This window comes from Desulfoluna spongiiphila (genome assembly GCF_900101345.1).
Lineage (GTDB): Bacteria > Desulfobacterota > Desulfobacteria > Desulfobacterales > Desulfolunaceae > Desulfoluna > Desulfoluna spongiiphila.
The window spans coordinates 243,510-269,764 of sequence record NZ_FMUX01000006.1; the positions used below are offsets into that span (position 1 = coordinate 243,510).

17 protein-coding genes are annotated in these 26,255 nt (G+C 59.6%); 4 read left to right on the forward strand and 13 right to left on the reverse strand.

The features are described 5' to 3' along the window. Positions 1–5 precede the first annotated feature (5 nt). A complete protein-coding gene (locus BLQ12_RS10615) occupies positions 6–1,484 on the reverse strand; it encodes an anthranilate synthase component I family protein (RefSeq protein ID WP_092210622.1) in 1,479 nt (492 codons plus the stop codon). Between the two features lie 926 nt (positions 1,485–2,410). Between BLQ12_RS10615 and BLQ12_RS10620 the strand changes: the two genes are divergently transcribed. The 4 genes from BLQ12_RS10620 (at position 2,411) to BLQ12_RS10635 (ending at position 13,025) form a co-directional block, all read left to right on the forward strand. Next, positions 2,411–4,870 (forward strand): glycogen/starch/alpha-glucan phosphorylase, encoded by a 2,460-nt coding sequence (locus tag BLQ12_RS10620; RefSeq protein ID WP_092210623.1) that lies wholly within the window; start codon positions 2,411–2,413, stop codon positions 4,868–4,870. A 146-nt stretch (positions 4,871–5,016) separates the two neighbouring features. Continuing rightward, the gene (locus tag BLQ12_RS10625; RefSeq protein WP_139163937.1) at positions 5,017–9,294 is read left to right on the forward strand and encodes an amylo-alpha-1,6-glucosidase; all 4,278 of its coding nucleotides are present in this window, start codon (positions 5,017–5,019) and stop codon (positions 9,292–9,294) included. Positions 9,295–9,439: 145 nt separating this feature from the next. Beyond that, entirely contained in the window at positions 9,440–10,954 is a 1,515-nt protein-coding gene (locus BLQ12_RS10630) for a glycogen synthase (RefSeq protein WP_092210625.1), read from the forward strand. Beyond that, the gene (locus BLQ12_RS10635; RefSeq protein WP_092210626.1) at positions 10,920–13,025 is read left to right on the forward strand and encodes an alpha amylase C-terminal domain-containing protein; all 2,106 of its coding nucleotides are present in this window, start codon (positions 10,920–10,922) and stop codon (positions 13,023–13,025) included. Before BLQ12_RS10630 ends, BLQ12_RS10635 begins: the two co-directional genes overlap by 35 nt. Before the next feature lie 36 nt (positions 13,026–13,061). On the opposite strand, the gene BLQ12_RS10640 is transcribed toward BLQ12_RS10635, so the two are convergent. The 12 genes from BLQ12_RS10640 to BLQ12_RS10690 all read right to left on the reverse strand — a co-directional run bounded on the left by BLQ12_RS10640 (position 13,062) and on the right by BLQ12_RS10690 (position 26,166). Further along, positions 13,062–13,883, reverse strand: coding sequence for a cytidylate kinase-like family protein (locus tag BLQ12_RS10640; protein ID WP_092210627.1), 822 nt, complete (start codon positions 13,881–13,883; stop codon positions 13,062–13,064). Positions 13,884–14,038: 155 nt separating this feature from the next. Continuing rightward, positions 14,039–14,860: a cytidylate kinase-like family protein gene (locus BLQ12_RS10645; RefSeq protein ID WP_092210628.1), complete on the reverse strand. Its 822-nt coding sequence runs from the start codon at positions 14,858–14,860 to the stop codon at positions 14,039–14,041. 115 nt (positions 14,861–14,975) lie between these two features. Then, a complete protein-coding gene (locus BLQ12_RS10650; protein WP_092210629.1) occupies positions 14,976–16,538 on the reverse strand; it encodes a WecB/TagA/CpsF family glycosyltransferase in 1,563 nt (520 codons plus the stop codon). 72 nt (positions 16,539–16,610) lie between these two features. After that, positions 16,611–17,603 carry a glycosyltransferase family 2 protein gene (locus BLQ12_RS10655; RefSeq protein ID WP_175469644.1) on the reverse strand — a complete coding sequence of 331 codons (993 nt, stop codon included), beginning with the start codon at positions 17,601–17,603 and terminating at the stop codon, positions 16,611–16,613. After that, complete coding sequence (locus BLQ12_RS10660) at positions 17,600–18,109, reverse strand: serine O-acetyltransferase (protein ID WP_092210631.1); 510 nt, start codon at positions 18,107–18,109, stop codon at positions 17,600–17,602. Before BLQ12_RS10660 ends, BLQ12_RS10655 begins: the two co-directional genes overlap by 4 nt. A gap of 41 nt (positions 18,110–18,150) precedes the next feature. Continuing rightward, positions 18,151–19,746, reverse strand: a complete 1,596-nt coding sequence (locus BLQ12_RS10665; RefSeq protein ID WP_092210632.1) for a sulfatase-like hydrolase/transferase — start codon at positions 19,744–19,746, stop codon at positions 18,151–18,153. 61 nt (positions 19,747–19,807) lie between these two features. Continuing rightward, entirely contained in the window at positions 19,808–20,395 is a 588-nt protein-coding gene (locus BLQ12_RS10670) for an acyltransferase (RefSeq protein WP_092210633.1), read from the reverse strand. A gap of 45 nt (positions 20,396–20,440) precedes the next feature. Continuing rightward, positions 20,441–22,207 carry a diguanylate cyclase gene (locus BLQ12_RS10675; RefSeq protein ID WP_175469645.1) on the reverse strand — a complete coding sequence of 589 codons (1,767 nt, stop codon included), beginning with the start codon at positions 22,205–22,207 and terminating at the stop codon, positions 20,441–20,443. 89 nt (positions 22,208–22,296) lie between these two features. Then, positions 22,297–22,884, reverse strand: a complete 588-nt coding sequence (locus tag BLQ12_RS27395; RefSeq protein ID WP_175469646.1) for an exosortase-associated EpsI family protein — start codon at positions 22,882–22,884, stop codon at positions 22,297–22,299. Then, entirely contained in the window at positions 22,872–23,405 is a 534-nt protein-coding gene (locus tag BLQ12_RS27400) for a hypothetical protein (protein WP_175469647.1), read from the reverse strand. The genes BLQ12_RS27395 and BLQ12_RS27400 overlap by 13 nt, the downstream gene beginning before the upstream one ends. Continuing rightward, the gene (locus BLQ12_RS10685) at positions 23,402–24,226 is read right to left on the reverse strand and encodes an exosortase/archaeosortase family protein (RefSeq protein WP_092210636.1); all 825 of its coding nucleotides are present in this window, start codon (positions 24,224–24,226) and stop codon (positions 23,402–23,404) included. The genes BLQ12_RS27400 and BLQ12_RS10685 overlap by 4 nt, the downstream gene beginning before the upstream one ends. Further along, entirely contained in the window at positions 24,223–26,166 is a 1,944-nt protein-coding gene (locus tag BLQ12_RS10690) for a tetratricopeptide repeat protein (protein ID WP_092210637.1), read from the reverse strand. Before BLQ12_RS10690 ends, BLQ12_RS10685 begins: the two co-directional genes overlap by 4 nt. Positions 26,167–26,255: the final 89 nt, after the last annotated feature.

Consider the following 26,255-nt stretch of genomic DNA (forward strand, 5'->3'; position numbering starts at 1 on the left):
AACCCTCAGCCCCTGGTTGCAAGCATGAGGGCTTTTTCGATGGCCATGGCCTTGTTGACGGTCTCCTGTCTCTCGGTTTCCGGGTCGGAGTCGGCCACGATGCCGGCTCCGGCGCGGACGGTGAGGGTGTCCCCTTCGATGACGGCGGTGCGGATGGTGATGGCAAGGTCCATGTTGCCGCTGAAGGAGACGTAGCCCACGGCGCCACCGTAGGGCCCCCTGGGGGATTCTTCCAGCTCGGCGATGATCTCCATGGCCCGGACCTTGGGGGCGCCGGAGAGGGTGCCTGCCGGAAAGGTGGCCTCCACCAGGTCGAAGGCGTCGAGGCCCGGTTTGAGGTCGCAGCAGATGTTGGAGACGAGGTGCATGACGTGGGAGTAGCGCTCCACCACCATGAGGTCCGTGACCTGGACGGTGCCGGTGGTGGCCACGCGGCCCAGGTCGTTGCGGCCCAGGTCCACCAGCATGAGGTGTTCGGCCCGCTCTTTTTCGTCTTTTAAAAGGTCGTCGGCCAGCCGTCGGTCCTCCTGCTGGGTGGTGCCCCGGGGGCGGGTCCCGGCGATGGGACGGACGGTTGCCGTGCCCTGTTCCAGGCGTACCATGACCTCCGGAGAGGAGCCCACCAGGCAGGTGCCCCCCAGGTTCATGAAGTAGAGGTAGGGTGAGGGGTTGACGTAGCGCTGGGCCCTGTAGAGCTCCACGGGGCAGGGAGGAGCCTTGCAGGTAAAGGGCTGGGAGATGACGGCCTGGATGATTTCGCCTTCGAAGATGGCCTCCCGTGTTTTTGCCACCTTGGCCCGGAAGTCCTCATCGGAGATGACGGGCAGGGGCACCAGGGGTGCTTCGGGTTTTTTGCCCGGGTTTTTGCCGTTGCCGTGCTCCACTTTATCCATCAGGGCGTCCAGGCGCTTTTTGCCGGATTCGTAGAGGGCCCCCATGTCCGGGCTGTCCTCTTTGAAGCAGAGCACCATGGCCACCATGGTGTTGCGGATGTTGTCAAAAAGGATCATCTCATCGGCCAGGATGAAGTGGGCCAGGGGTTTGTCCTTCGGGTGGTCGTGGGGGATGTTTTCAAAGAACGAGACCATCTCATAGGTCATGAATCCCGTGAGTCCGCCCTGGAAGCGGGGCAGCTCCGGGAGCTCTGCGGCCTTTAGTCCGGCCATGAGTTCCCGGAGGACCGTTAAGGGGGCGCCGTGGTGGGCTGTTTTTGTGACGGTTTCCCCGGCCGTTGTCTCCACATGCTCGTGGAAGACCCGCACCTCCATGCGCGCTGAAACACCGAGGAAGCTGAACCGGCCCCATCGCTCGCCTCCTTCCACGCTCTCCAGCAGAAAAAGGGGCGCATCCGGGGTATAGAAGCGTGTGAGAAGGGAGACCGGCGTCTCCATGTCGGCCAGGATTTCCCGGCAGAGGGGGATGACGTCGGCACGCTCACCCAGGGAGGTAAAGGCGTCGCGTGAGGGGAATTCTGTGAGAAACATGGTGTTTTCCTTCAAGTGATGGCGTTTTCTTAGAAAAAAATGAACGATGCACGGTGATCTCGTTACCGACAGTCTTGCAGCCCCGGGTGCGGGATAAAAAAAAGGGCCGGTAACGTCATTGCGTTCGGCCCTTTAAAAAAAAAGGACCGTGAGGTGTGCTCACGGTCCCTGTCGGATTCAATATAAAGTGGTGTTCAGCAAGGCAAGGGGTGCGTGGGCAGACCGTTAAGACGGGTGCGCCACCACCAGCAGAAGGGTGCGGAAAGAGTGAATGTCTGATTGACGTGTGCCATGCCGATGGGTTTCCTTAAAAAACAAACGTGTTTTGTGCATACGTTAAGGTCATCACCGGGATGTGGTTTTTTGTATGCACTTTTTTAGTATCGTTGCCGGAGTTATACACAGCAGCAGAAGGGGTGTCAAGAAATGTTTCTGCGCACAGAAACATTTTTTTTGGGATGCCCAAGCCTTGTGTTGAAATAAAAGGTAAATTTTGAGATAATCTGACAACTTGTATCGACGACTTCCAGCGCAACGGCGCATTCCACCCGTTCTAGGGTTTTCCCAGACAGCCCGGATCCCTTGACCATCCAAAGGTCGACCACGTGAGACCGGCACGCGTCATGTCAGGAAAACCAACCCAGATGATATGACATACCCAGGCTGCCCATCTTTAGGGTGCGGCCTTTTTCCCCGACAATTCGTTTGTTTTTTCCTGTTTGTGTCTTTTTTTTCCCTGCATTACCCCGCCGGGCGAGCCGGTGTTACAGGACCTGCGTGTCTCCGGCCGGTTTTCGCGTGATGTGACAGGCAGTTTTAAAAGCGCTTCGAGCGTTGGCCCCATGTCAAAGGTCTCGAGATGTTAACCCCCATTTTTTATGGAAGGGGTGCGTGCTTCTTTGCCCGAACCCCCATGGACAGACACGATGAAACTTTATGACGGCATGCGTCTTATGAACACCCAGGAAGCGCTTCAGGGATCGGTGATCCATCACCTGCGGTATACCCTGGGACGGGATTGGAAGAAGGCCTCTATCCGCGATCTGTACTGGGCGGTTTCCCTGTCGGTGCGGGACCGGCTTTTCGAGCGGCTCTTTGAAACCGAGAATCGGTACCGGCAAGGAGGCGTAAAGCGGGTGTACTATCTCTCCATGGAGTTTCTCATGGGGCGAGCCCTTGGAAACAACCTCTGCAACCTGGAGTTGCACGACACCTTCAAGACCGCCCTGGAGGAGATGGGCGTGGATCTGGAGGAGGTTCAGGAGTGCACCGCGGACGCGGCCCTTGGCAACGGGGGGTTGGGGCGGCTTGCCGCCTGTTTCCTCGATTCCATGGCCACCCTTGGAATTCCCGGTTACGGGTACGGGATCAACTACGAGTTCGGGCATTTCCGGCAGCAGTTCTGCAAGGGCTACCAGCGGGAGACCTCGGACAACTGGCTGAAACGGGGCAACCCCTGGCAGATCTCACGGCCGGAAGAGGCGTGCCTGGTTCCGTTTTTCGGCCGCATCGCCCACACCCGGGATAAAAAGGGGGATTACAACCCCATGTGGCGGGACTGGGAGATGGTGGTGGGGGTTCCCTTTGACATGCCCATCGTGGGGTACGGGGGGCAGACGGTGAACACCCTGCGCCTCTTTTCCGCCAAATCCTCCGAGGAGTTCGATGTGGAGATCTTCAACGACGGGGATTACCACGAGGCGGTGAAAAACAAGATCTCCTCGGAGAACATCTCCAAGGTCCTCTACCCGTCGGACTATTTTCACGCCGGACGGCTGTTGCGCCTGGTGCAGGAGTATTTTTTCGTGGCCTGTGCGATTCGCGATATCGCCCAGACCTTTCTGCGCAGCTTCGATAATTTTGACATCTTCCCCGACAAGGTGGCCATCCAGCTCAACGACACCCATCCGGCCCTGGCCATTGCCGAGTTCATGCGGTACCTGGTGGATGAAAAGGCCCTGCCATGGGAGCGGGCCTGGTCCATCACGGAGCGGACCTTCGGGTACACCAACCATACGCTGCTGCCCGAGGCCCTGGAAAAGTGGCCGGTGAGCCTCATGGAGTTTGTGGTGCCCCGGCACCTGCAGATCATTTATGAGATCAACCGGCGTTTTCTCGAGCAGATCACCCTGCAGTGGCCCGGAGACGAGGAGCTGGTGAGGAGCGTCTCCCTTATAGAAGAGGGGGAAGAAAAGCAGGTGCGCATGTCTCACCTGGCCATGGTGGGGAGTCACTCGGTAAACGGGGTGGCCGCCCTGCACACCGAATTGCTAAAGAACCACCTGTTGCCCGATTTTTACAGGCTCTGGCCGAAAAAATTCAACAACAAGACCAACGGGGTGACCCCGAGGCGCTGGCTGCTGAAGGCGAATCCGGGGCTTGCGTCCCTGATCACCGAGGTCATCGGGGACGGATGGATCCGGGACCTCCGGAAACTCAAGGCCCTGGAGGCCTCGGCGGAAGATTCAGAATTCCTGAAGCGACTCATGGCCGTCAAGCGGGCCAACAAGGAGAGGCTGGCGGCGCGGATCTGGAGCGATGCCTATGTGAGGGTGGACCCCGATTCCCTGTTCGATGTCCACGCCAAACGGATCCATGAGTATAAAAGGCAGCTTTTGAAGGCCCTTCACATTGTCCATCAGTACCTGATGATCACCGAAGACGATATCTGCCCCGAGGTGCCCCGCACTTTCGTGTTTGCAGGCAAGGCCGCCCCCGGCTACAAGGTGGCCAAGCAGATTATCAAGTTGATCAACAGCATCGCCACCGTGGTGAACGCCCACCCCAAAGCCCGCAGGTTCCTGAGGGTGGCCTTTGTCCCGGATTACAGGGTGAGCGTGGCCGAGAAGATCATCCCCGGGGCCGACCTGAGCGAGCAGATCTCCACGGCAGGCACCGAAGCATCGGGAACCGGGAACATGAAGTTTGCCATGAACGGGGCCCTCACCGTGGGCACCTGTGACGGGGCCAACATCGAGATCATGAACGAGGTGGGCCGTGAGAATATATTTATCTTCGGCCACGATGTGGCGGGGATCCGCGCCCTGCGTGAGGGGCGGGATTACAACCCCTGGGACATCTACGAAAACGATCCTTCCGTCAAGCGCATCCTGGACGCATTTTCCGGAAACCTCTTCTGCCCCGAGGACCCGGGCCTCTTCTCCTGGATTTTCGAGCACCTGCTCTACGGCCGGGATACCTACTACCACCTGGCCGACCTGTCGTCTTACCTGTTGATTCAGCAGGAGGTGGATCGCTGTTTTCTCGACACCCGGAAGTGGGCCGGACATGTGGTGAAGAACATCGCCAACACCGGCACTTTTTCCAGCGATCGCACCATCCTGGAGTACGCCCGGGACATCTGGGGGGTGAGCCCGGCCCTGTAAGGCCGCCCCTTTCAGACACACGTATTCCTTGAAGCCGGTACCGCTGTCTGTTGCTCTGTCGAGTCGCCAAGGGGCCGGGCCTTGAGCCTGTGCCCCTTCAACCTGTCGATCTCCTGACCCAACGATCCGTATCTGAGGCCTGCTTTATGGACCCATCCGGCACAACGAAATCGGTACGCCCCCTCACCCAGATTCCGGCACCCGGCAGTTCCCTGGTGCTCTACGAAGGGGAGAGCCTTGCCTTTGTCCTGACCCTGGGGGAAGTGGAAGGGGGGGAGGGCGTGGTGCGGACCAACCTCGGATTCACCGCTCCTGAGATCGAAGAAGCCTGCCCAGCCTATCCGGAAAACGCCTGGAGGGATATCCCCATGCTGCCGGCGGGCACGGGGCGCTTTGTCCTTACCCTGCCGGTGACCGAAGCCGGGTATTTCGAGGCCACCTGCTGTGTGAAGCAGGGCAACGGAATCCTCTGGGGTGAGGGCGGCAACGTGAAAATCCACGCCAAGCCAGCCGCTACCTGTTGTTCCTCCATTATCTATAACGCCTTTTTACGGCAGTTCGGCCCGTCCATGCTCCTTGAGCGGGAAGCATCGGCACCCAGTACCGAATCCACGGACCGGCTGGAACGGGAAGGCCACACCGTGATCCCTCCGTCGGGGACCTTCCGGTCCTTTGCCCGTCACCTGGATTTTATTGTGGGCAGGCTGGGCTGCAACGTGATCCAGCTCCTGCCAGTGAATCCCTTGCCCACCACCTTTGGAAAAATGGGGCGCTTCGGCAGCCCATACGCGGCCCTGAGCTTTACGGGCGTTGAGCCCTCCCTGGCCGAGTTCGACCGCAAGCGGACACCGGTGGAGCAGTTCACGGACCTTGCGGATGCCATCCATGAACGGGGTGCCCGGGTGATCCTTGATCTGGCTGCCAACCATACGGGCTGGGCGTCCTGGATCCATGAAGCGCACCCGGAGTGGCTGCTCCGCAGGGCCGACGGTGAGATTGTCTCCCCCGGCGCCTGGGGGGTAATCTGGGAGGACCTGACGGAGCTGGATCACTCCAGCCCGGGGGTCGCCGACCACCTCACCGAAGCGTTTCTGACCTGGTGCCACCGGGGCGTGGACGGATTTCGATGCGATGCGGGGTACATGATCCCCCCACGGATCTGGATTCAGGTGGTGCGCACGGTGCGGGCGGCCTATCCCCACACCATTTTTCTCCTGGAGGGGCTGGGCGGGGGCATTGACGCCACCCGGGAGATCCTGGGGCGCTGCGGATTCGACTGGGGGTATTCCGAGCTGTTTCAAAACGAAGACAAACGGGCCGTTGAGAACTATTTGAGGGAGCTTGCCGAGATCTCCCGGGAAGACGGCCTTTTGGTCAATTTTGCCGAGACCCACGACAACAACCGCCTTGCCGCGGTCTCTTCCTGCTACGCCAGGCACAGGACCGCCTTGTGCGCCCTTCTCTCCTGCAACGGGAGCTTCGGGTTTGCCAACGGGGTGGAGTGGCTGGCAACGGAGAAGATCGATGTGCATGGGGCCTCGGGTCTCAACTGGGGCGATCGCGAGAATCTCGTGGATCATCTGGCTCGCCTCTCCACGATCTTGAAACACCACCCCTGCTACTACGAAGGGACGATGCTGACGGTGTTGAACTGCGAATCCGAAGAGGCGGTGGTGGTGCGGCGGGACCATGAAGGGACGGGAAAGAGCCTCTGGGTGGTGGCCAACACGGATTGCAGGGCCCAGGCCGTGGCCTCCTGGCCCGCAGACGGCGCGTCCCGAGGGCCTTTTTGGGACCTGCTCACCGGGGACAGGGTGGTGCCCTCCGTCATGGCCGGGGACATCTCCCTTCACCTGATGCCCGGGGCCGTGCTCTGCCTGACCCGGGACGCAGGGGAGGTGGAGCAGATCGCGGCCCATGGCCGGGCGCCGTCGGTGTGGCCCGATCACCTGCACAGAAAAATCCTGGCCGCTGCCTGCCTGAAAGTCCACACGTTTTACCATGGCCTGACGGATTGCTCGACGTTTTCCATCGAGGACGCCGTGGGGCATTTTTCGCGGGATCCGGAAGGGTACCTGAGGCGTGAGAACCCCTTTTCCATGGAGACGCGGACCGTGGTGTGGCGCTGGCCCATGGACCTGGACCGGGAGGTGATGGTCCCCCCCGATCATTTCCTGCTGGTGTGTTGCCCCCATCCGTTTCGGGTGGTGCGTGAGGTGGGAGGGGAAACCTGCGGGGCCGAGACCGGTATCCGGCTTCCGGCAGGCAAGGTGACGGCCCTGTTTATGCCGAGGCGTGACAGGGGAGAAACGGAAAAAGGGCGGCTTCGGTTGACCCTTTTCTCCCCGGACGGGGTGCACCACGACGGGGGCGTTCTCCATTATCTCACCGCCCGGGAGCCGAAGCGCCTGCCCCTTCTCTTCAGGCGGGGGGAGCGGCCTTTTCCTACGGCGGTCATCGGCCCCAACGGCAGGGGCGCCCTGGTGCGGGTGGCCATTGAGCGGGAGAGCCTGCTGAGCAAGTACGATGCGCTTCTGGCGGCAAACCTCAACCCGGTGTGGCCCGAAGATCGCCGGGTGATCTGGACGCGGTGCCGGGCCTGGGTGACCTACGGTGGCTTCTCCTTTCCCCTGGCCCTTGAGTATCTGGAACGGTTCCGGACGGGCAGGGGCATGGTGGGCCACTGGACCTATCTGGTGCCGGTGGGCAACGGCAAGCTGGTCCAGGTGGAGGTGCGGATCGAAGGGGTGGATGGGGAGAACCGTACCCGCATCAGCTTTCGACGGACGGCAGCACCCTTTGCCAGGATGCTGGATGCCAAAGAGCCTGTGGGGCTGATTTTGAGACCCGATATCGAGGACCGCAGTTTTCATCACACCACCAAGGCCTATACCGGCCCGGAGACCCAGTGGCCGGGGCGCATTGTTTCGGAAAAGAAGGGGTTCTTTTTTGATCTGTCCGGAGGGCACAGGTTTGCACTGACCTTAAGCGACGGGAGCTATCATGCATCCCCCATGTGGGATTACATGGTCCACCTGCCCCTGGAACAGGAACGGGGCCTGGAAGCCACCACGGACCTGTTCAGTCCCGGGTACATGAAGTCCATGCTGTGCGAAGGCGATGGCACCGTGGTGGAAGGCGAGGTGCTCTTACGGGAAACGGGGCGGGCCGCGCTCCCCCTTTCCCCCGGGGCGGGTCCGGTGATGGATGACGGTGATATCGAGGTATCGCCTGACGTCCTGATGGGCCGCTCCCTTGCCGCATACCTGGTGCACCGGGAAGGACACATGTCGGTGATCGCCGGGTTCCCCTGGTTCCTGGACTGGGGGCGGGACTCCCTCATCTGCGTGCGGGGTCTCCTTGCCGCGGGGCTGCACGATGAAGCCACGGCCGTTCTTTCCCAGTTCGGGCGGTTTGAGGAGAAGGGGACTCTTCCCAACATGATTTTAGGGGACAACACGGGCAACCGGGATACCACGGATGCCCCCCTGTGGTTTGCCGTGGCGGCCTTTGAAGCGGCGGATGCCATTGGGAACGAAGCCTTTTTTGACCTCAATATGGGGGGACGTCCCCTGCGGGAGATTCTTTTTTCCATCGTCAGGCACTATGTGGCAGGCACCTCCAACGGCATTGCCATGGATCCGGCATCCGGCCTTGTCTTCAGCCCCGCCCATTTTACCTGGATGGACACGGATCATCCGGCGTGTACGCCCCGGTCGGGTTACTGCATTGAAATCCAGGCCCTCTGGTACCGGACCCTCACGGGCCTTGGCCGGATGGATCCAAAGGGCCGGGAGACCTGGCTGTCCCTGTCCCGCAAGGTACAGGCATCGGTCCGTGAGCTTTTTGCGCGACCCGGCAGGGGAGCTTTAAGTGATTGCCTGCACGCCGACGAACCGATCCCGGCAGCAGATGCCGAAGCCGACGACCACCTGCGTCCCAACCAGCTCCTGGCCGTTACCCTGGGCCTTGTAGCGGATCCGGACCAGGCACGGAAGGTGGTGGAGGCCTGCAGGGAGCTGGTGGTGCCGGGGGGCCTGCGGAGCCTTGCCGACCGCGAGGTAACGTATCCGCTGCCCCTTACCTGGGAAGGGGAGCTCCTCAACGACCCCCTTCGGCCCTACCGGGGAGTGTACCAGGGCGACGAAGAGCGGGAGAGAAAACCCGCCTACCACAACGGTACGGCCTGGGGATGGTTTTATCCCCTCTTTTGCGAAGCCTGGTTTTGTGTGTTTGGGGACGGAGGGCGAAAAACGGCCCTCTCCCTTCTTTACGAATCCCTGCCCCAGACCCTCTCCGGGTGCTACGGCCATCTGCCGGAGATCATGGACGGCAATGCACCGCATCTCCCTCGTGGCTGCGATGCCCAGGCCTGGAGTGTCAGCGAATGGATCCGGGTGAAGACCCGTCTCAGCAGGGGGTGAGACCCCGGACGGAGCTTTGCCCTTACCCTGATTTTGCCCCATGATGGACCGGTGTGGCCGGGCTGTCGGAAGGGCAATTCCCTTAACGCATTTTCAAACCCTTTTTTCGAGGTGGCACACCCCGCCACCGCCGGAGAGAAACAACATGCCCACATCTCGGAACAAAACGCCCCGGGTGCTCATTGTAACACCTGAGATAACGTATCTTCCCGCAGGCATGGGGGAGGGTGCGGACAAAATGCACGCCAAGGCCGGGGGGCTGGCGGATGTCTCCTCCTCCCTTATCCGGGCGCTGTATGAGCAAGGGGGAGATGTCCACGTGACCCTGCCCAACTACAGGGCCATATTCAGGGACCAGTTGCGAAACGATTTTGATGAGGAGGTGGATCGCATTCGGAACTCCATCACCAGCGACCGGATCCACCTGGCCGAAGACCGGGCTTTTTTCTACCTTGATCAGATCTATTCGGGGTACAACGGGGAAGACGTGAAGATTTCCCTGGCGTTTCAGCGGGAGGTGATCAATCACGTGATCCCGAGGGTGAAACCGGACCTGATCCACTGCAACGACTGGATGACCGGGCTGATTCCCGCCATGGCAAGGCGAGCAGGGATTCCCTGCCTGTTTACCCTTCACAATGTCCACAGCCGGGAGACGGTGATGGCCACCATCGAGGACCGGGGCATCGACACGGCGGAGTTCTGGCAGCACCTTTACTTTACCCGGCCGCCGGGAAACTACGAGGCCTCCCGGGACACCATTCCCGTGGATTACCTGGTGAGCGGTGTCTTTGCATCCCATTATGTCAACACCGTAAGCCCCACCTTTTTCCAGGAGATCGTCGGCGGAGGCCATGAGATGGTGGCGCCCCCCCTTCGGCAGGAGCTGGCCAACAAGTGGCACGCGGGGTGCGCCGCCGGGATTTTAAACGCGCCGGACGACACCTGCGACCCGGAAACCGATGAGTTCCTTTTCAGGAACTATACGGCCGAGAGCCATAAAGCGGGCAAGCGGTCCAACAAGATCCATCTCCAGGAGCGGGTGGGGTTGAAACCGGATCACAACGCCCCTCTCTTTTTCTGGCCGTCCCGTCTGGACCCCCTTCAGAAAGGGTGCGGTCTCCTTGCAGAGATCCTCTACGAGACCCTGTCCCATTACTGGCACGACGGCATGCAGGTGGTGATGGTTGCCGACGGTGCGTTTCAGCCCCATTTCGAGCGGATCATCCGCACCTTTAACCTTCACTCCCGGGTGGCGCTGGTACCCTTTGAAGAGTCCCTCTCCCGGTTGGCCTATGCGGCCTCGGATTTTCTGTTCATGCCCTCGAAGTTCGAACCGTGCGGTCTGCCCCAGATGATCGGTCCCCTCTACGGCACCCTGCCCGTTGCCTGTGATACCGGGGGGATTCACGACACCGTTACCCACCTGGATTCCGAGGAGGGCATGGGCAACGGATTTCTCTTTGGCTCCTATGATTCCGGCGGGCTGCGCTGGGCCATTGACGAGGCCATGGGGTTCTGGCGGAAGCCCGAGGCCTTCAAGCGGTCCCAGATTATCCGCATCATGGACGAGAGCCGGCGAACCTTTAATCACACTGTAACGGCAAACAGGTACATTGACCTCTATGAGACGATGCTTAAACGGCCCTTTATTGTGTAGCGAGACGGGAAGCGGATACAGCTGTACGGGTCTGGACCATGCCGGTGAGCTGGCCGCGACCCTCATCAGCCTGGACCCCTGGCTGAAACCATACGGACCGGTTCTGGTGAGGCGCCTTGAGATGGTGAGCCTTGCCCTGAAGCTCCTGGCAAGGCACGGAAGCCTTCGGGAGGCGGCGGGTACCCACCTTGTCTGCGGGCCGAGGTATGAAGACGGCACCTGGCGCATTGGGGAGTGGGCACCCAACGCCACGGCCATTTATCTGATCGGGACATTTTCCGGTTGGGAAGAGAGGCCCGAGTTTGCCTTTACGAGGCAGGAGGGCTCGGACATCTGGGAGATTGCGCTCCCCGAGGAAGAGATGCCCCACGGCACCCTGTTCCGGCTGCGGATCCACTGGGAGGGGGGCTCGGGAGACCGTATTCCGTCCCACGCGCATCGGGTGGTCCAGGATCCTGACACCCTTGTCTTCAACGCCCAGGCCTGGCGACCGGAACCCTATGAGTGGCGGCACGGGGTCATGACGGAAGAGGGCACGGCCCCGCTGATCTACGAAGCCCATGTGGGGATGGCCGGCGAAGGGGGTGAGGTGGCTGGGTTCGACCATTTCACCGACCATGTCCTGCCCCGGATCAAGGGGGCAGGGTACAACACCATTCAGTTGATGGGGATCCTCGAACACCCCTATTACGGGTCCTACGGGTACCACGTGACAAGTTACTTTGCCGTCTCGTCCCGGTTCGGAACCCCCGAAGCCTTTATGCGGCTGGTGGATACCGCCCACGGCATGGGCATCCGGGTGATTATCGATGTGGTTCACTCCCATTCGGCGGGCAACGAGGTGGAGGGCTTGAGCCGCCAGGACGGAACCCCCCATCTTTACTTCCATGACGGGAACAGGGGCCGCCACGAAGGTTGGGATTCTCGCTGTTTTGATTACGGGAAAGAGGGGGTGGTGCGGTTTCTGCTCTCCAATTGCCGCTACTGGCTGGAGACGTACCGCCTGGACGGGTTCCGGTTTGACGGGGTCACCAGCATGCTTTACCACCACCGTGGCATGAACCGGTGTTTTACCACCTACGACGATTACTACGGTGACGAGGTGGATGAAGAGGCCCTGGTCTACCTCGCCCTTGCCAACCGGTTGATCCATGACATTCGCCCCTCTGCTATCACCGTTGCTGAAGATGTCAGCGGCATGCCTGGCCTGGCACTGCCCCGGGAGCTCGGGGGAACGGGCTTTGACTACCGGTTTGCCATGGGGCTGCCGGACCTCTGGACAAAGCTCATCAAAGAGGTGCCCGATGAGTCCTGGGACCTTGACACCATCTGGTACGAGCTGACCAACAGGCGGCACAGGGAGCCCGCCATCAGCTACGCAGAATCCCATGACCAGGCCCTGGTGGGGGATCAGACCCACTTTTTCCGCATGGCCGGGGCCGCCATGTACGATCACATGGGAATAGAGGATACCGACCCGCTCATCGAACGGGCCATGGCCCTTCACAAAATGATCCGCCTCATCACCTTTGCCACGGCCAGTGGGGGGTACCTCAACTTCATGGGCAACGAGTTCGGCCACCCGGAGTGGATCGATTTTCCGCGCCACGGCAACAACTGGTCCGGTCACTATGCCCGGCGGCAGTGGAGCCTCGTGGACAATTCGGAGTTGAAATACCCGCTTCTGGCCAACTTTGACCGCGAGATGACAGCTCTTATAACGGTGGGGGGCCTGTTCGGCGAGTCCCCCATCCGGCTTCTGGGGATGTCGCGCATAAAAAAATGGCTCGCCTTTGAAAGGGGAGCCATGGTGTACATCTTCAATTTTCATCCCACCCAATCCTGGGTGGACCATCCCGTGTCGGTTTCTCCCGGCGACTACAGCCTGCACCTGAGCAGCGATGCCCACCGGTTCGGCGGGCAGGGCCGCATCGAAGAGGAGCAGCGTTTTTTTTCATTCCCCGACGCCAAGGGCGAGCACCGGATTTACACGTACCTGCCAGCTCGGACGGCGATGGTGCTTAAAAAACAGGAAAAACAAGAAAAAAAGGTCATAGGTCATAGGTCATAAGCCTATAACCTGTTTTTCCTATGACCTATTTTCCTGTTATTTATGCATCGGCGTCCGCGGAATCGTCTTGGCCTTGAGGTCCAGTTCCAGTTTCTTGATCCCTTCGATGCCGCAGGTCAGGGCGCGGATGTCCCGTTTCTTTTTGGGGATCTGGGCAACGGGCGGATCCATGTGGATCAGCACGTTGCCGTCGTAGGAACTCACCGTGGCGTCGCTGTATTTCTGGACGATGGCGGCTTTGACGGTGGCGGTAAGGGCCATGTCCTTCAGCTGCTTTTCTGCGTCGGCGGTCTTTTTGAAGGAGTCTTTGTCCAGGGCGTGGCAGATGATGTCCACGCAGTCGTCAACGGAGATGCGCTCCAGGTTGATGACCATGTTGTAGAGCTCCGGGTCCCGGGTGTCCATTTTGTAAAGGGCCGAGCACCAGTTGTAGCGCTCTCTGTCTTCCTGCATCACGCGTTTTCTCGCCACGTTTTCGGGAACGTCTTCCCGCTCCATCTCCTCCTGAATCCTGTTTTCCATGCTGTCGATGATTCTCACCTTGAGCACATGGGGAACCCTCTGGACAAAAAAATGGCCGACGATGCCGTGGTAGACAATGCCGCCGTTTTTCAGGTTGTTCAGAAGGGCCGCTTTGAAAAAGGCGATGTACCGTTCCTTGCCGTTGGACAGGCGTTCAAAGATTGTGGGGCTGTCGTGGATGGCTTTGGCGAGTTTGATCTCCGGGACATTGAACTGTTCCGATGCCTCAAGGATGACCTCCCTGGACATGCAGCTGTGGCCGAGTCGTTCGGCTATGCGTTCCGCGATAAGTCTGCGTTTTTTTTGTGATGAACTGGACAGGGTAACAATAGGCATTGTGCGTCTCCAAGGGTCAGAAATGAGTTTGCTTGTATATCAAGGGGCGCATCATAGGCGCGGAACACGGTAATTTCAATGGAAAATATCTGTTTTTTTTAAATGGCCCGTGAACCGTGATGCAGGCGAAGGGGCATGACGCCTGCTTGCGGCCTTTATTTATGCATGGCTGTCCGTGACAAGGTATTGGACTTTACATCCAAATAGATATCCTTGATGCCCTGGATTTGGGTAAGGAGGGATTTGATCTCTTCCTTTGTCTTATCGACCTTGGCCACGGGATCGGGGAGCTTGATGACCACGTTTCCCTGACGGGTCGTCACCTCGGCGTTGTAATATCGGTTTACGAGGGAGGCCTTTACCGTGGCGGTGAGGGCCAGGTTTTCAAGCAGTTTTTTCGTTTTTTCGGAGCCTTTGAAGTACTCCAGTTCCATGGTGTTCCGGATGATGGTGACACAGTCTTCCACCGAAACATGCCGGAGGTTGATGCTCAGATCGTAGAGTTCGGGGTCCCGGGTGTCGATTTTGTAGAGGTGAGAACTCCAGTTGCAGCGCTCTTTGTCATCTTTGGCGATCCGTTTGCGCGCGATCTCCTCGGTGACGTTTTCCCGGGCCATTTCATCGGCGATCCGTGACTGCATGTCCGCAAGGAGCCGTATTTTCAAGATGTGGGGGATGTCCTGGACAAAAAAGTGACCGGCCAGGCCATGGTAGACGATGTCCCCTTTTTTCAGGCGGTTGAGCAGGGCCGCCTTGATAAAGGCAATGTAGCACTCCTTGCCGTGGGTAAAGCGGTCGTACACGGAGGGCCCGTCGTGGATGGCCCGGGCCAGCTTGATTTCAGGGACATTGAACTGCTCCGAGGCCTCCAGGAGAATCTCCCGTGAGATGCATTCATATCCCATGGCGGCTGCGATTTTTTCCGCAACGATGTTTCCTTTGCTGCAGAACGACCTGGATATTGTGATGATGGACATGACACCTCCTTATCATAAAGGCTGTGGGTGGCGGGGCACGCGAACAGACCGGTTGCCCGGGGGACAGTTGCATTCACCGGTCGGCTTCCCTTGTGCGGGCATGGCGGGGACGGGCTCAGGGGAGGACGAGGTCATCCAGGGCGACCCGGGCTGTTTGAATATCCTGCAGAGAAGGGAAGAAGTGGTCCAATCGTGTGACACGGAGCATCTGGGTAACATGGCTGCTTGCTCCACAAGTAAGACAGGTGTGACCGGATGACGCAACGGTTTTTTTAATTTTGAGCAGAAGGATCAGGCCGGTGCTGTCCACGAAGTTGAGGTGGGTCAGGTCCACGATGAGGTGCCGTGCGGCAACGGATTTAAGAATCTGCTTCACATCAAGCCCCTGCATCTGTGCGGCGTCCAGGGCTCCGTAAAGCTGGAGCTCCCGGGCTTGTTCCGTTGCGGTCAGGGTATGGTAGAACGGGCGGTTCAGGGAGGGGGCCTGCTGGGAGTTCACGATCTCGTCCAGGTCTTCCACCATGTGATCGGAGAGAAGGGACGCCACCCGGTTGAGCTTGAGGGTTTTCATGACCGGGGGCTGCACGCCCGCCATGTGAAATCCCGCGTACCGCGCAGACCCTTTTTTCCAGAGGCCCAGGAGAAATCCGAGGCCCGAGGAGTCGATGAACCGGACATTGCGAAAATCAAGGACCAGTCCGTTGTCATGGGCCAGCCACTCTTCCTGCTGCTGCTTCAGCTTGGCCACCACCGAGGCGTCGAGTTCGTCCGGTAGGGGGACAACGTTGAGTTCGTTTTTAAGGGGCATGGTCCCTTCAAAGGCAGGGGTGTCGGGTGTTTTGATCCTCAGTGTGCGGACCCGGAACCGTCTCCACCGGTCCTGCACAATGATGGGCAGCACCATGACGGTGAATTTGAACAACCCGATGATGTACCGTTTCCACAGGCGCTTGGGGTCCTGGGTGAGGCGGTACACCCATTCAAGCCCGGCCTTCTGCATCCACACGGGGGCCCGGGACACGCTGCCGGTGATGAACTCAAAGGTGCCTCCGATGCCGATGGTGACGGCGGCCTTCAGGCGATGGCTGTTGCGGTGGAACCACGCCTCCTGCTTGGGGTTTCCGAAGGCCACCAGCAGAACGTCCGGGCTGGCCTCGTTGATGCGGTCGATGACCTCTGCGTCGTCTTCATCGGCCTGGGCCAGCTTCTCCCCTTCAACGTGGACAAAGGGGGCATCCACCCCGGCAATGAGCATGCCGGGGTTTTTCTTTTTCAGGGTCTCCGCAGCCTGCCTGGCCACCTCGCCTCGTCCCCCGAGAAAATAGAGGGAGAGTTTTCTGCCCGGGGCGGCAATGGCAAGCCTGGGGACAAGGTCCGCCCCAGTGACCCTCTCTTTGAGGGGGTTGCCCAGCAGACGGCTTGCCCAGACCAGGGGCATGCCGTCGGCTGTGACGAGGTCGGCGTGCTGAAGGATCCCCAGGAGCTCCGGGTGCCTGGGGACCGTTGAAAACCAGCTGAGGGTGTTGACGAGGAAATCCACATTGACCGTGGCGACCAGCCTGGGCTTGCCGTCTTTCCGGTAGGCTGCCACCATGTCATGGATACGGTCGACGGTCTCCTCCATGGTGAGGTTGTCCAGGGGAATGCCTAAAATAAGGACGGTGTCGGTTGGTTGCATGGGGACCTTAAAATGGGTGAATAGTAAATTGTAAGCAGTAAATGGCGGGGAGGCTTTTCCGGCGGCCCTGGGTCAGCTTAAGCTGTTGTGCAGGGGGCGGCTGAGGAGTCGGCCCGCGAGGTAGCGGATCACCCCCGCAAACTGGGGAAAGACCACAAAGGCTGAGTGACCGGCATAGACAAGGGCCTGGCCCGTGGAGCAGCGAAAGGTTCGGGCGGTGTGTTTCAGGGCGTAAAAGGGCTTGGCGGCAACGAGCAGGGCCAGAAGGAGACCGGTAAGGGGATATCCGGCAAGCAGGCCTGCGCCGATGAGTGCCGGGGGCAGGCCTCCCCGCACCGTGATCCGAAGGAGCTCCCGAAGCCAGAGGGGGTCTGAGGTGGTGGCAAACTTCAGGCCGATCTCGGCGTAGGCGTGGCCGCTTCGATACGCCCGTTTGAGGTACTGGCTGAAGGTGTTCATGTTGATGTCGTGGGTGCTCATGGGGACCGGGAGTCGCAGGATCTCCCAGCCGGTTTTGCGGATCCGGCGGCTCAGTTCGGGGTCCTCTCCGGCCACGAGGTGGGCGTCGAAGCCGCCGGTCTCTTCCAGGGCATACCGATACAGGAGCACCTCACCCCCGAAGTAGCGGCAGGGGCCCTCTTCGTAGCCCCATTCCATCTCGGTGAGGAGGTGATACCTGTTTCGTTTCGGGTGGCGTTCCCGCCTGAAACCGCAGACGCAAGGGGTCCGGTCCCCCAGGTTGGGAAGGGCGGCCCTGAACCATCCCGGCTCCAGGGTGGTGTCCGCGTCCATGAATTGAATAAGGGGCGTGGACAACGCCCGCCACCCGGCGTTTCGTCCGCGGCCCGGGGTGGGGTGGGGGTGGTCCAGTCGGATGACCTGGACGTTGTCAAAGGTTTCGGCAAGCTCCGGACTTCCGTCGTCGGAGCCGCCGTCCACATAGACGATCTCCAGCCGATCTCCGGGGTAGTCGCAGGAGAGCACAGAGCGGATGCACCCGTCGATGTAGCGGGAGACGTTGATGCCGATAATCACCACACCGATTTTGGGGAGGGGCTGGGTCACGATGTGTCTCCTTTTTTGATGACGCGCGCGGGGATTCCCACGGCGATGGCGTGGGGCGGGACATCCTGTATGACCACCGCGTTGGCTCCGATCTCCACATGGTCGCCGATGGTAATGGGCCCCAGGACCTTGGCCCCGGCGCCGATGTCCACATGGCTTCCGATGGTCGGGGCTTTGGGTTCGTCGGTGCGCTGCAGCCCCACGGTTACCCCGTTGCGGAGGACGCAGTGGTCTCCGAAGGAGGCAAACCCGCTGACCACCACCCCGCCGAAGTGATCGATGCGGAAGCCCTTGCCCACGTTGACCTCACAGGGCAGCTCAATGCCCGCCACCACCTGCACGGCCTTGAAGGCGATTTTGTAGAGAAGGGAAAAGGGCATCCGAAGCCAGCGGTTGCCGATGGTGTACCGCCACCTCCCGAACCGGTAGATGACCATGGCCCAGAACCCCTGGGCTCCCCAGTTTCCCTTGTGGGCGGCAAGGTCCGCCCGGATGTTGTCAAACATGGCATCCTGCCTTTTCAAGGGGCCGCAGATGTTTCGCGGCTTTACCTGCTGATACGTTCAATGCCACCCAAGGGGTCGCCATGGCGGGGAGGGGTATTGGGGTATTTTTCAATGAGCTTTTCATGACGTTCTTTCATCAGTTCAAAATTGCCCCATGCCCACAGCAACTCCTGCATCATTCCATGCTCTTCCCTCGGGTCCCAGTAAAGGTTGAAAAAACCCTTGCCTACAAGTCCCGGTCGGTCCCCGATAAAGTGGCGTTTGAACTGTTGTTTTGTAATGGCAGCAAGCATGGGGCCTGAATAGACAATGTTGTAGTCCCGGCGCCCATGGGTATCACCATTTATTAACAGCGCGGTCTGATCAATTCCGTCAATGACCCTGTCGGTAGGGATGTACTTCATCCCTCCACCAAGACGCGCAAATGTTGTAAACAAATCGGAGATATGGATGATGTCTCCAATCACTGTGTCGGGCTCGATGACTCCGGGCCACCACGCCCAGGCCGTTACCCGGATGCCTCCTTCGAGAAAGCTCCCTTTCCCACCCCGAAAAATACTCCAGGGGCCTACAGGTGCCGTCTCTTCCATCGGGCCATTGTCAGCCATGGCAATTACCAGTGTGTTCTCTGCGATTCCAAGGCGCTTGAGTTCATCGATCACTTTCCCGACAGATTTATCGAGGTCCTCAACGGCTTCGGCATACCAGTTTGCGGAACTTGTGCTCCATGTTTCTCCAGGTAGCTTTGCAGGGGGCCTGACAGGCAGGTTGGGCCAGTATGCAAGATAAAACGGCTCCTTTGATTTTGCATTCTTCTGGATAAATTCCATTGATTTCTTTTCGATGTGAGAGTGAAGCCGATTGTAGCTTTCAATTGACGGCACAGCCCACTCTTTTGCTACTTTGTCCCCTTTTTTTGCTTCAATGGCCATGACGTAGTCGTAAGGGCGGAAGTTTTGATCCAGGGCATACTCTTTGTCCCAGGTATCCTTGCTCCACCCGACCGTTGCACCTGCGGCTTCACCTAATTCGTTCCACCAGGTGGGGCCGGCTTGATTGTAGAGGGACGCATTGGCCTCGTCAAAACCCTGATTATGGGGATAGCTTTCCTTAATATCACCCTGATGTGCCTTGCCGTAGAATGCCGTCGCATATCCCGCCTTTGACAACACTTCGGCAATGGTCACCTCCTCCCCGGGTAAACCCATCCCGTCGGGGGGAAACAAAACCTTAAACATTCCGCAACGGATCGGAAGACGTCCGGTAAGAGCCGCGGCCCTGGAAGGCGTACATGACGGTTCGGTATACATCCGGGCAAAGGTTGCTCCTTCCTTTGCAAGGGCGTTGATTTTCGGTGTGTTGTAGCCCCGAATCTTGTTGAAAAGCTTGTTCCCGAATTCACCGATGCCATTATCATCCCACATAATGTGCACGATGTTCGGCGGGTTGCCGTATTTGTCTCTCAGGGCTTTAAGCCTCTTGTCCAGTTCATCGTCTTCTGCAGCCCATTGTTCGGCATGCTGTGTTTGTACGACATAGTATTCTGCGTCATGCTGTATCTTTTTTGCAGCAACAGTGAGTGTGGGAAATGCAATGAACGCGCAAATAGTGACTGAGATGATTCGGTAGACTCCCATGGCACTTCAACCTCCTTTTTATGTGGTGTCGTGAAGCATCGAAAAGCCTTACAGGGGAAATTCAGCTTTTGTCGTTCGGCAACCTCGCACAGAAATACCCGAATCCGTCGTCAAGGCTCTTTTTCAGGGCGTCCTTTCTCTGGATGGGAATATAGGGGTGCTGGTAATGGCAGCCCTCCACAAGGGGCCGGTGTGCGGCAGCGTCTTTGTTTTTCCGGGTAAACTCCTCCATGGTGCAGACAAACCGGGCCGGGCTTCCCGCGTAGACCGTGTCAGGAGGGATGTCCCGACTCACAACGGACCCTGCCCCGACAATGGCGTTGGGCCCGATGGTGGTGTTGCAGAGAATGGTGCTCCCGGCGCCGATGAAGGAATGATCTTTTATGGTGACCCGCCCCACCTTGATGAGGTCCCCGGCCCAGGCGCTGGTGGCATCATGGGTGAGGATGGTGACGTGAAGGCTGATGACCACGTTGTCTCCGATTTCCACGAGGTAAGGCATCCGTCCGTCGATGTAGGACGGGTAGAGGATCACGGCGTCTTTGCCGATGCGTACCCCCTGGTGTCTCAGGTAGCTGGGGTAGTACCCCTTGTCGGCCAGGAGCCTGAGCCTGCGCGTCATGTGCATGATTTTTTCGGTTAACTTCATGGGCGATACCCACTCTCCTGAGCCCGCCACTGCATGGGCGGGTTGTCAGATCTGATCTTCCGTCCACATCTCCGTGAGAAACCGGACACACCTGTTGCGGCCCTCTTCTTTGGCTCGGTAGAGCGCCACATCGGCATATTTGATGCAACTCCACAACGTGTCGGTGTCCTTCGGGAATTCGCTTGCACCAAGGCTGATGGTTTTTTGAATGACGCCATCGGGAAGTTTGAATTTGACCTGTTGGACCTTTAAACGGATTTTTTCCGCGATGTCGATGCTTTCGCCGTCGTTGATGTCAAGGAGGACAACCAGGAACTCTTCCCCGCCAAAACGGATCACGATATCCGAGTCACGGACATTTTGGGCAATGGTCCTGGCGGTCTCCTTCAGGACAAGGTCCCCTGCATGGTGGCCATAGGTGTCGTTGACCTGCTTGAAGTAATCGAGATCGCACATGATCAGCCCGATGCTTTTGCCTCGCCTCAGAACGCCCGCCACGATTTTTTCCGTGTATTCCTGAAGGTAGCGCCTGTTGTACAGGCCGGTGAGCGGGTCGATGAGGGCCGCGTCTTTCAGGGAGTTCATCAGCCGTTTGGTCTCGATGACCGCAAGGGATTCGTTGATGTACTGCTCTGCCTTGAAAAGTTTTGTCTCCCTTGCCTTGACCTCTGTCTGGCTGTCCTGTTTCGGGAAGAGACACTGCACAACGGCCACGGTGGCGCCGCCCACCATAATGGGAATGCAGTAGTGGTGCTCTTTTGCTTCGGGCTTAAACTGCCTGCAGATGGCGGGAAAACGGGTGGAGGTGATCACGTGCCCGGTGCGTTTTGCCTTGCAGAGCGTGTTGTCATCAAGGATCAGCTGATTGCACATCATCCCTTCCTGGTCAAAGCGGCCGGGGTAGGTCAGCTCCAGTTTGCTTTTCGAGCTGATGACCTGGAAAATAAAGCAGCGGGGGATGCCGATCATCTGTGTGAACAGATCGCCAAGCCTCTGGTAGACCTCGTCCAGTGAGTCGTCTTCTTCAATGACGTTTTTAAAGACCGCCAGGCTGTTGATGGCGTCCATCAGGCTGTTGAACTCCGTGGAAAGAAGGCCGATCTCATCGATGGAGGTGATGGCGATGCGTTTGGTCAGGCCGGCCCGCCCCTTGCCCCCGGCAATGTCCTGAAGTCCTGAGATGACTTTTTTCAAGGGGCGGGTGATGCCGGTTCCGATGAACACGGCAAGGGTGATGGTCAGGGTGGCGAACAGGGCGACACTGGTAAGCAGGAAGAGGCGCAGCTGGTTGATGTCTTCGTAGACATCATCGATGTAGATGCCGCTGCCGAGGATCCAGCCCCAGGGCTCGTAAAGCCTGACATAGGAGAGCTTGGGAACCGGTTTTTCTTTTCCTGCCTTGGCCCACATGTAGTCCACATAGCCGGCACCATGTGCCTTGCTGATCCGTAAGAAGTCTTGAAACAGGAGGTTGCCCCTGGAATCTTTGCGATCGTTGAGGTTCAACCCTTCAAGTTCCGGCATGATGGGATGCATCACCATGGTGGAATCCATGTCATTGATCCAGAAATAACTGTTTTCACTGAATCGCAGGGGCCTGATGCGGCGGGCGAACTGCTTTTTTGCCTCGGCCTTGCTGATTTTTCCCTCTCTGATGAGGTCGGCATACTCCTGAAACATGCCGTAGGTGGTATCCACGACGTTTTTGAGCCCCTCTTTTTTCCCGGCGAGCATTTTCTGCTCAGCAAGGGGCATAAAATACCCCAGAATGACCAGGATCAGCAGGGCGACGCTGATAATGGAAATGGCCATGATTTTACTGAGAATCTGCCATTCGCTGAATGTGAGGATGCGCTTTGTGATGTGTACCATGTCGGGGGATGGGTGGGGTGACGGGTTTATTACAGGTCATGGATCGGGCCGAAGTGGTGGATGACCCGGTGCCACGGGGGCGCTGAGTCCCCGGCGGGCTGAAGCACGACAAAAAGGGGTTCGGGTCCGGAGTGGCCGAAGGTCAGGCGCCTTATGGTCGTCTGGAGCCAGTAGCGGATCACCGAGCTGTGGCGCGAGGCCCCGTTGGTGAACCAGTACAGGACCCGTCGTTTTTCCCCGTCCCTGGTGAGGGTGAGGAGCAGGGCCTCTCCCCCCTCAATGGGGATGGGGTTGCGGTGTGCCACCTCCCAGCCCATGCCGCGGAAGCAGTAGGTTGGATCGTGGACCGCGTGTCGGTACCTGGACCCGTCGATGGCCATGAGCACAAAGGGAAACCTGCCGAAGTGGTAGAGGCGTTTGACCACCCGGGCGTTTGCAAAGACCGACTGCTCTGCAGGGGTCAGGGAGAGTTCCCGTCCCGCATACCCGGAGCCGTTTATGGGCAATGTGTCAAGGCGGGAGGGATGCTCCCTGCTGGCGTGTTTTGAGGCGGCCAGGCCGAAGAGAAGGGCGGCAACAACGCCCAGGAGAAGGAAAAGCCGGGTCAGGTTGGACACGAGGCGACCTCCGATGGGGGTGGGATGTGCAGAAAAAAGAAGCCACAGCCCGCCGTTGCAAGGGCAAGGCGCACGGGAAGGATCATGGTGGGGAACCAGTGGCTGCCCACCCACCCGAACAGGGGCATCCAGCTGATGGCGGCAGCGGCCCAGGGGAGCTGGCGGGGTGTGATTCGGGCCAGGCCCGCAAGGGCCGTGGCCAGCCCCAGGTGGTTGAGAAGGTTCAGGGAGCCCATCTCCCCGATGAAGGAGAGGAGCAGCCCCAGGCCAAGGAGGAGAGGCGACCAGGCGGGCAGGCCTCGGTGGAGGTGACGGCCCCGGTAGAGGACGGGGACCAGCCAGATGAACAGGGCAAGCCAGCCCAGACGGTCATGGGGACTTCGCTGCCAGGCGGAGAGAAGGTCCCTTGCGTGCCAGAGGCAGTAGGCAAAGACCATGGCCTCTGCCAGGCGAAGCCGTGCAAACAGGGCCAGAAGACCCCGGTTCGTGTTGGGATCGGCGATACCAGGGGGTGTGTTCATTGGGTGCCTGGCCCTGTATCTGTTGGGGCATGGGGTGCCATGAGGCGAAAAGCCCCCAGGCAGAGGAGAAACATCACCACAAGGACCATCCATCCCCCCAGGGTATGGAAGATGCCCATGGCAGTTTCCGGGTCGAACACCAGGGCGGTGCTGGTGATGGCGATGATGCGCAGGGTGTTGGCCATCCAGGCGGCGGCCGCGAGGAGGGGAAGGCATACCCAGTACAGGCGCGTTTCACCCAACTCGAGGAAGGCCAGGGCGATGCCGGCGATGAGCATGGCCTGCAGGGTGTTGAGGCCTGAGCAGGCCGGGGCCACGTCCACAGGAAGGTTTTCCACGAGGAGCCGGGTCCCCTGGCGGAGGACATCCAGCCGTAGGAGGGTGAAGACCCCTTCGGTGGCTTCGGCACCGGTGAGGCGGAACCACCACCCCACGGGGCGTCCGTCCAGCAGAAGCCACGGAAAGGCCATGACGGGAAGGGGCAGTAGCTTACTCACCCTGGCCCTGGCCTCCGTGGCAAGGCGGGGGGAGAGCCAGCTCCAGAGAAAGGCTGTCCAGCCCAGGGCGGGGAAAAGAGCGATGCCGGTGATCACGCCCAGGGCAAAGAGAGCGATGCCTGTAACCAGAAAGGGGGCGGAAGGAGGCGATGGCTCTGCTGCAAGATTCCAGGGCCTGCCCAGCCAGTAAAACAGGGGCAGGGCTGCAAGGACGGGCAGGGTGTCGGAAAGGGATTGGGACCAGCCCGTGTCCTGAAGCCAGATCAGGACAAAGCAGAGGGTCAGGAGCAGCGGCATGACCGGCAGGCGTCGGGTTCGGTTCATGGCGCAACCTCTTGGGTCGCCTTTGCTTCGGCATCGGCGATGGCCGCCAGGTTGGCCCGGAATTGAAGGCTGTCGGGAAACTGCGCGTTGAGCTCGGTGGTGAGCCTGCGCGCTTCCTCCCAGCGTTTGGCCACATAGGCCTGCCTGGCAAGCCACACCTTGGCCTCGGTGGATTCCGTCAGTACCTCGGTGTAGAGCCGGGTGGCTTCTTCGGGTTTGTTTTCGGCAATGGCGATGCGGGCCATGAGCTCTCGGCCGGTGAGGCTTTTGAGCAGGCCGGGATGGTTCTCAAGGGCTTGCCTGGCCTTGTCGGGTTGTCCCTGGTCCAGGTGGACCATGGTTGTGAGCCAGGCTGCACGGAACCCTGCCTCCGTGGGGGCCTTTGCAACGTCGGCCAGGCGCGCCATGCCTTGGTCAATTCGGTTTTCGGACAAGAGCAGTTCCCCTGTCAACACGGTGAGGGCCGGGCTCTGGGGCTGCCGCTGGGCAAAGGCGAGGGCCTCTTCCGTGCTCCGGTTGTAGCGGATGGCCTGGGTGAGGCCGTAGGAAACCCAGTCCGGGAACCCTGAAGGGATCTCGGGCATGCGGTGCAGGTGAAGGGCCGCCTCCAGCCATCCCCCGGCCAGGAAGAGGGCGGAGAACGCCTCGGGGCTTTGCAGCAGTGCTGTAAGTTCCGGTGAGGGCTCGGCGTCTTCCCGGATAAGTTGCCTGAAGAGGGGGTGGGAGTTGCCTGCCGTAAGGTCCCCTTTGGGCTCCCGTGGAAAGGCGCCCCATTTTCGGAATCGCAGGGTCGCCACAAGGGCCTCTTCCATTTCCGGGTTCCAGGAACGGGCTTTAAAGGGGTTCCTCTCCAGAAGGAGAAGGGCCTGGGTCTCCTGGTTACGGGCAAGGTGATCCACCACCCGTATCCAGAAAAGCTCCTGTCGGGTGGAGAGAAACAGGGTGCGATCTGGGACCTGGTAAAAGGTCTCTTCGTCCCAGAGGCTGGTGTCCGGCAGATGGCCGAGCCAGACAAGCAGGGGCGTGAGTCGCTCCTCGGGGTAGGTCGCCTTGGTCCAGTCCCGCTCCAGGGGCTTGACCATGCGGCTCCAGAACATGGCCTTGAGCCAGAGGTATCCCGGAGCCGTTGGGCTCAATCCGGCTTCCCAGGTGGCAAGGGCCAGGTTGGGGTTGCCCTGGCGCCTGTAGAACTCGGCCAGCTGGTCTCTGACCCGGGGGTTGTCCGGTTCGGCGAGGTGGGCGGCCACGTACTCCACCCGGGCTGCTGCCGGTTTTCCGAGCTGTTCCAGAATCTGCCCGCGAAAGAGACGGATGTCGCTGTTGGTGGGCGCCAGCAGAGAGGCCTCCTCCAGGTAACTCCAGGCCTCCTCAAGGTGGTCCGGTGCGTTGAGAAGGGCCAGGCGAATGAGGCGGACGGTTTCAGCCTCGTCATCGGGGCGTTTTTCGCTGAGCATGGCAAGGGCTGCGTCCCGTTTGCCCTCCACGAGAAGGGCGTCCACATCCAGTGCCAGCCAGGCCCCTGAATCGGTTTCCCGTCCCTTCCAGCTGTTGCGCAGGATGTGGAAAGGTTCCTTGTTGCCTGTCTGGAGCAGGGCCCGGCAGGCAAACAGGGCCGCCTCCTCGTGGGGAAGGAAGAGGTGGGGATGCCGGTCGTACAGATGGAGGAGCCTCGGCACGTTGCGCATGTGAAGGTGGGCTTGGATTTCAAGGGCCGCCTTCTTTTCTGTGAATGCATCAGAGTCCTGGGGCAAGGCTCGGCGCAAGAGGGCAAGGGCTTCTATGGGCTTGTTTTCAGACAGGAGTGCTTCGGCGCGGGCCAGGGTGTCCGTGGCCCGTTTTTCTCGGGCATGGCTGCGCCACATGGCGCTTCCTAAACCCACCAGGATGACCAGAAGGAGGACGACTCCAATAACAGAGATCCATGTTTTTCCTTTTTTCATGACACCTCCGTGTGAGGGCTTTACGGTACAGTCCAAGCGGTTGATGGGATGCGTGCCGCCTTATGCCTTTTTCCGGGTAAGGTTTCGGG

What these genes read in the sequence shown, in the direction of transcription:
- BLQ12_RS10615 (WP_092210622.1), bottom strand. Translation starts at nt 1,484, where the DNA reads ATGTTTCTCACAGAATTCCCCTCACGCGACGCCTTTACCTCCCTGGGT.
- BLQ12_RS10620 (WP_092210623.1), top strand. Translation starts at nt 2,411, where the DNA reads ATGAAACTTTATGACGGCATGCGTCTTATGAACACCCAGGAAGCGCTT.
- BLQ12_RS10625 (WP_139163937.1), top strand. Translation starts at nt 5,017, where the DNA reads ATGGACCCATCCGGCACAACGAAATCGGTACGCCCCCTCACCCAGATT.
- BLQ12_RS10630 (WP_092210625.1), top strand. Translation starts at nt 9,440, where the DNA reads ATGCCCACATCTCGGAACAAAACGCCCCGGGTGCTCATTGTAACACCT.
- BLQ12_RS10635 (WP_092210626.1), top strand. Translation starts at nt 10,920, where the DNA reads ATGAGACGATGCTTAAACGGCCCTTTATTGTGTAGCGAGACGGGAAGC.
- BLQ12_RS10640 (WP_092210627.1), bottom strand. Translation starts at nt 13,883, where the DNA reads ATGCCTATTGTTACCCTGTCCAGTTCATCACAAAAAAAACGCAGACTT.
- BLQ12_RS10645 (WP_092210628.1), bottom strand. Translation starts at nt 14,860, where the DNA reads ATGTCCATCATCACAATATCCAGGTCGTTCTGCAGCAAAGGAAACATC.
- BLQ12_RS10650 (WP_092210629.1), bottom strand. Translation starts at nt 16,538, where the DNA reads ATGCAACCAACCGACACCGTCCTTATTTTAGGCATTCCCCTGGACAAC.
- BLQ12_RS10660 (WP_092210631.1), bottom strand. Translation starts at nt 18,109, where the DNA reads ATGTTTGACAACATCCGGGCGGACCTTGCCGCCCACAAGGGAAACTGG.
- BLQ12_RS10665 (WP_092210632.1), bottom strand. Translation starts at nt 19,746, where the DNA reads ATGGGAGTCTACCGAATCATCTCAGTCACTATTTGCGCGTTCATTGCA.
- BLQ12_RS10670 (WP_092210633.1), bottom strand. Translation starts at nt 20,395, where the DNA reads ATGAAGTTAACCGAAAAAATCATGCACATGACGCGCAGGCTCAGGCTC.
- BLQ12_RS10675 (WP_175469645.1), bottom strand. Translation starts at nt 22,207, where the DNA reads ATGGCCATTTCCATTATCAGCGTCGCCCTGCTGATCCTGGTCATTCTG.
- BLQ12_RS27400 (WP_175469647.1), bottom strand. Translation starts at nt 23,405, where the DNA reads ATGAACACACCCCCTGGTATCGCCGATCCCAACACGAACCGGGGTCTT.
- BLQ12_RS10685 (WP_092210636.1), bottom strand. Translation starts at nt 24,226, where the DNA reads ATGAACCGAACCCGACGCCTGCCGGTCATGCCGCTGCTCCTGACCCTC.
- BLQ12_RS10690 (WP_092210637.1), bottom strand. Translation starts at nt 26,166, where the DNA reads ATGAAAAAAGGAAAAACATGGATCTCTGTTATTGGAGTCGTCCTCCTT.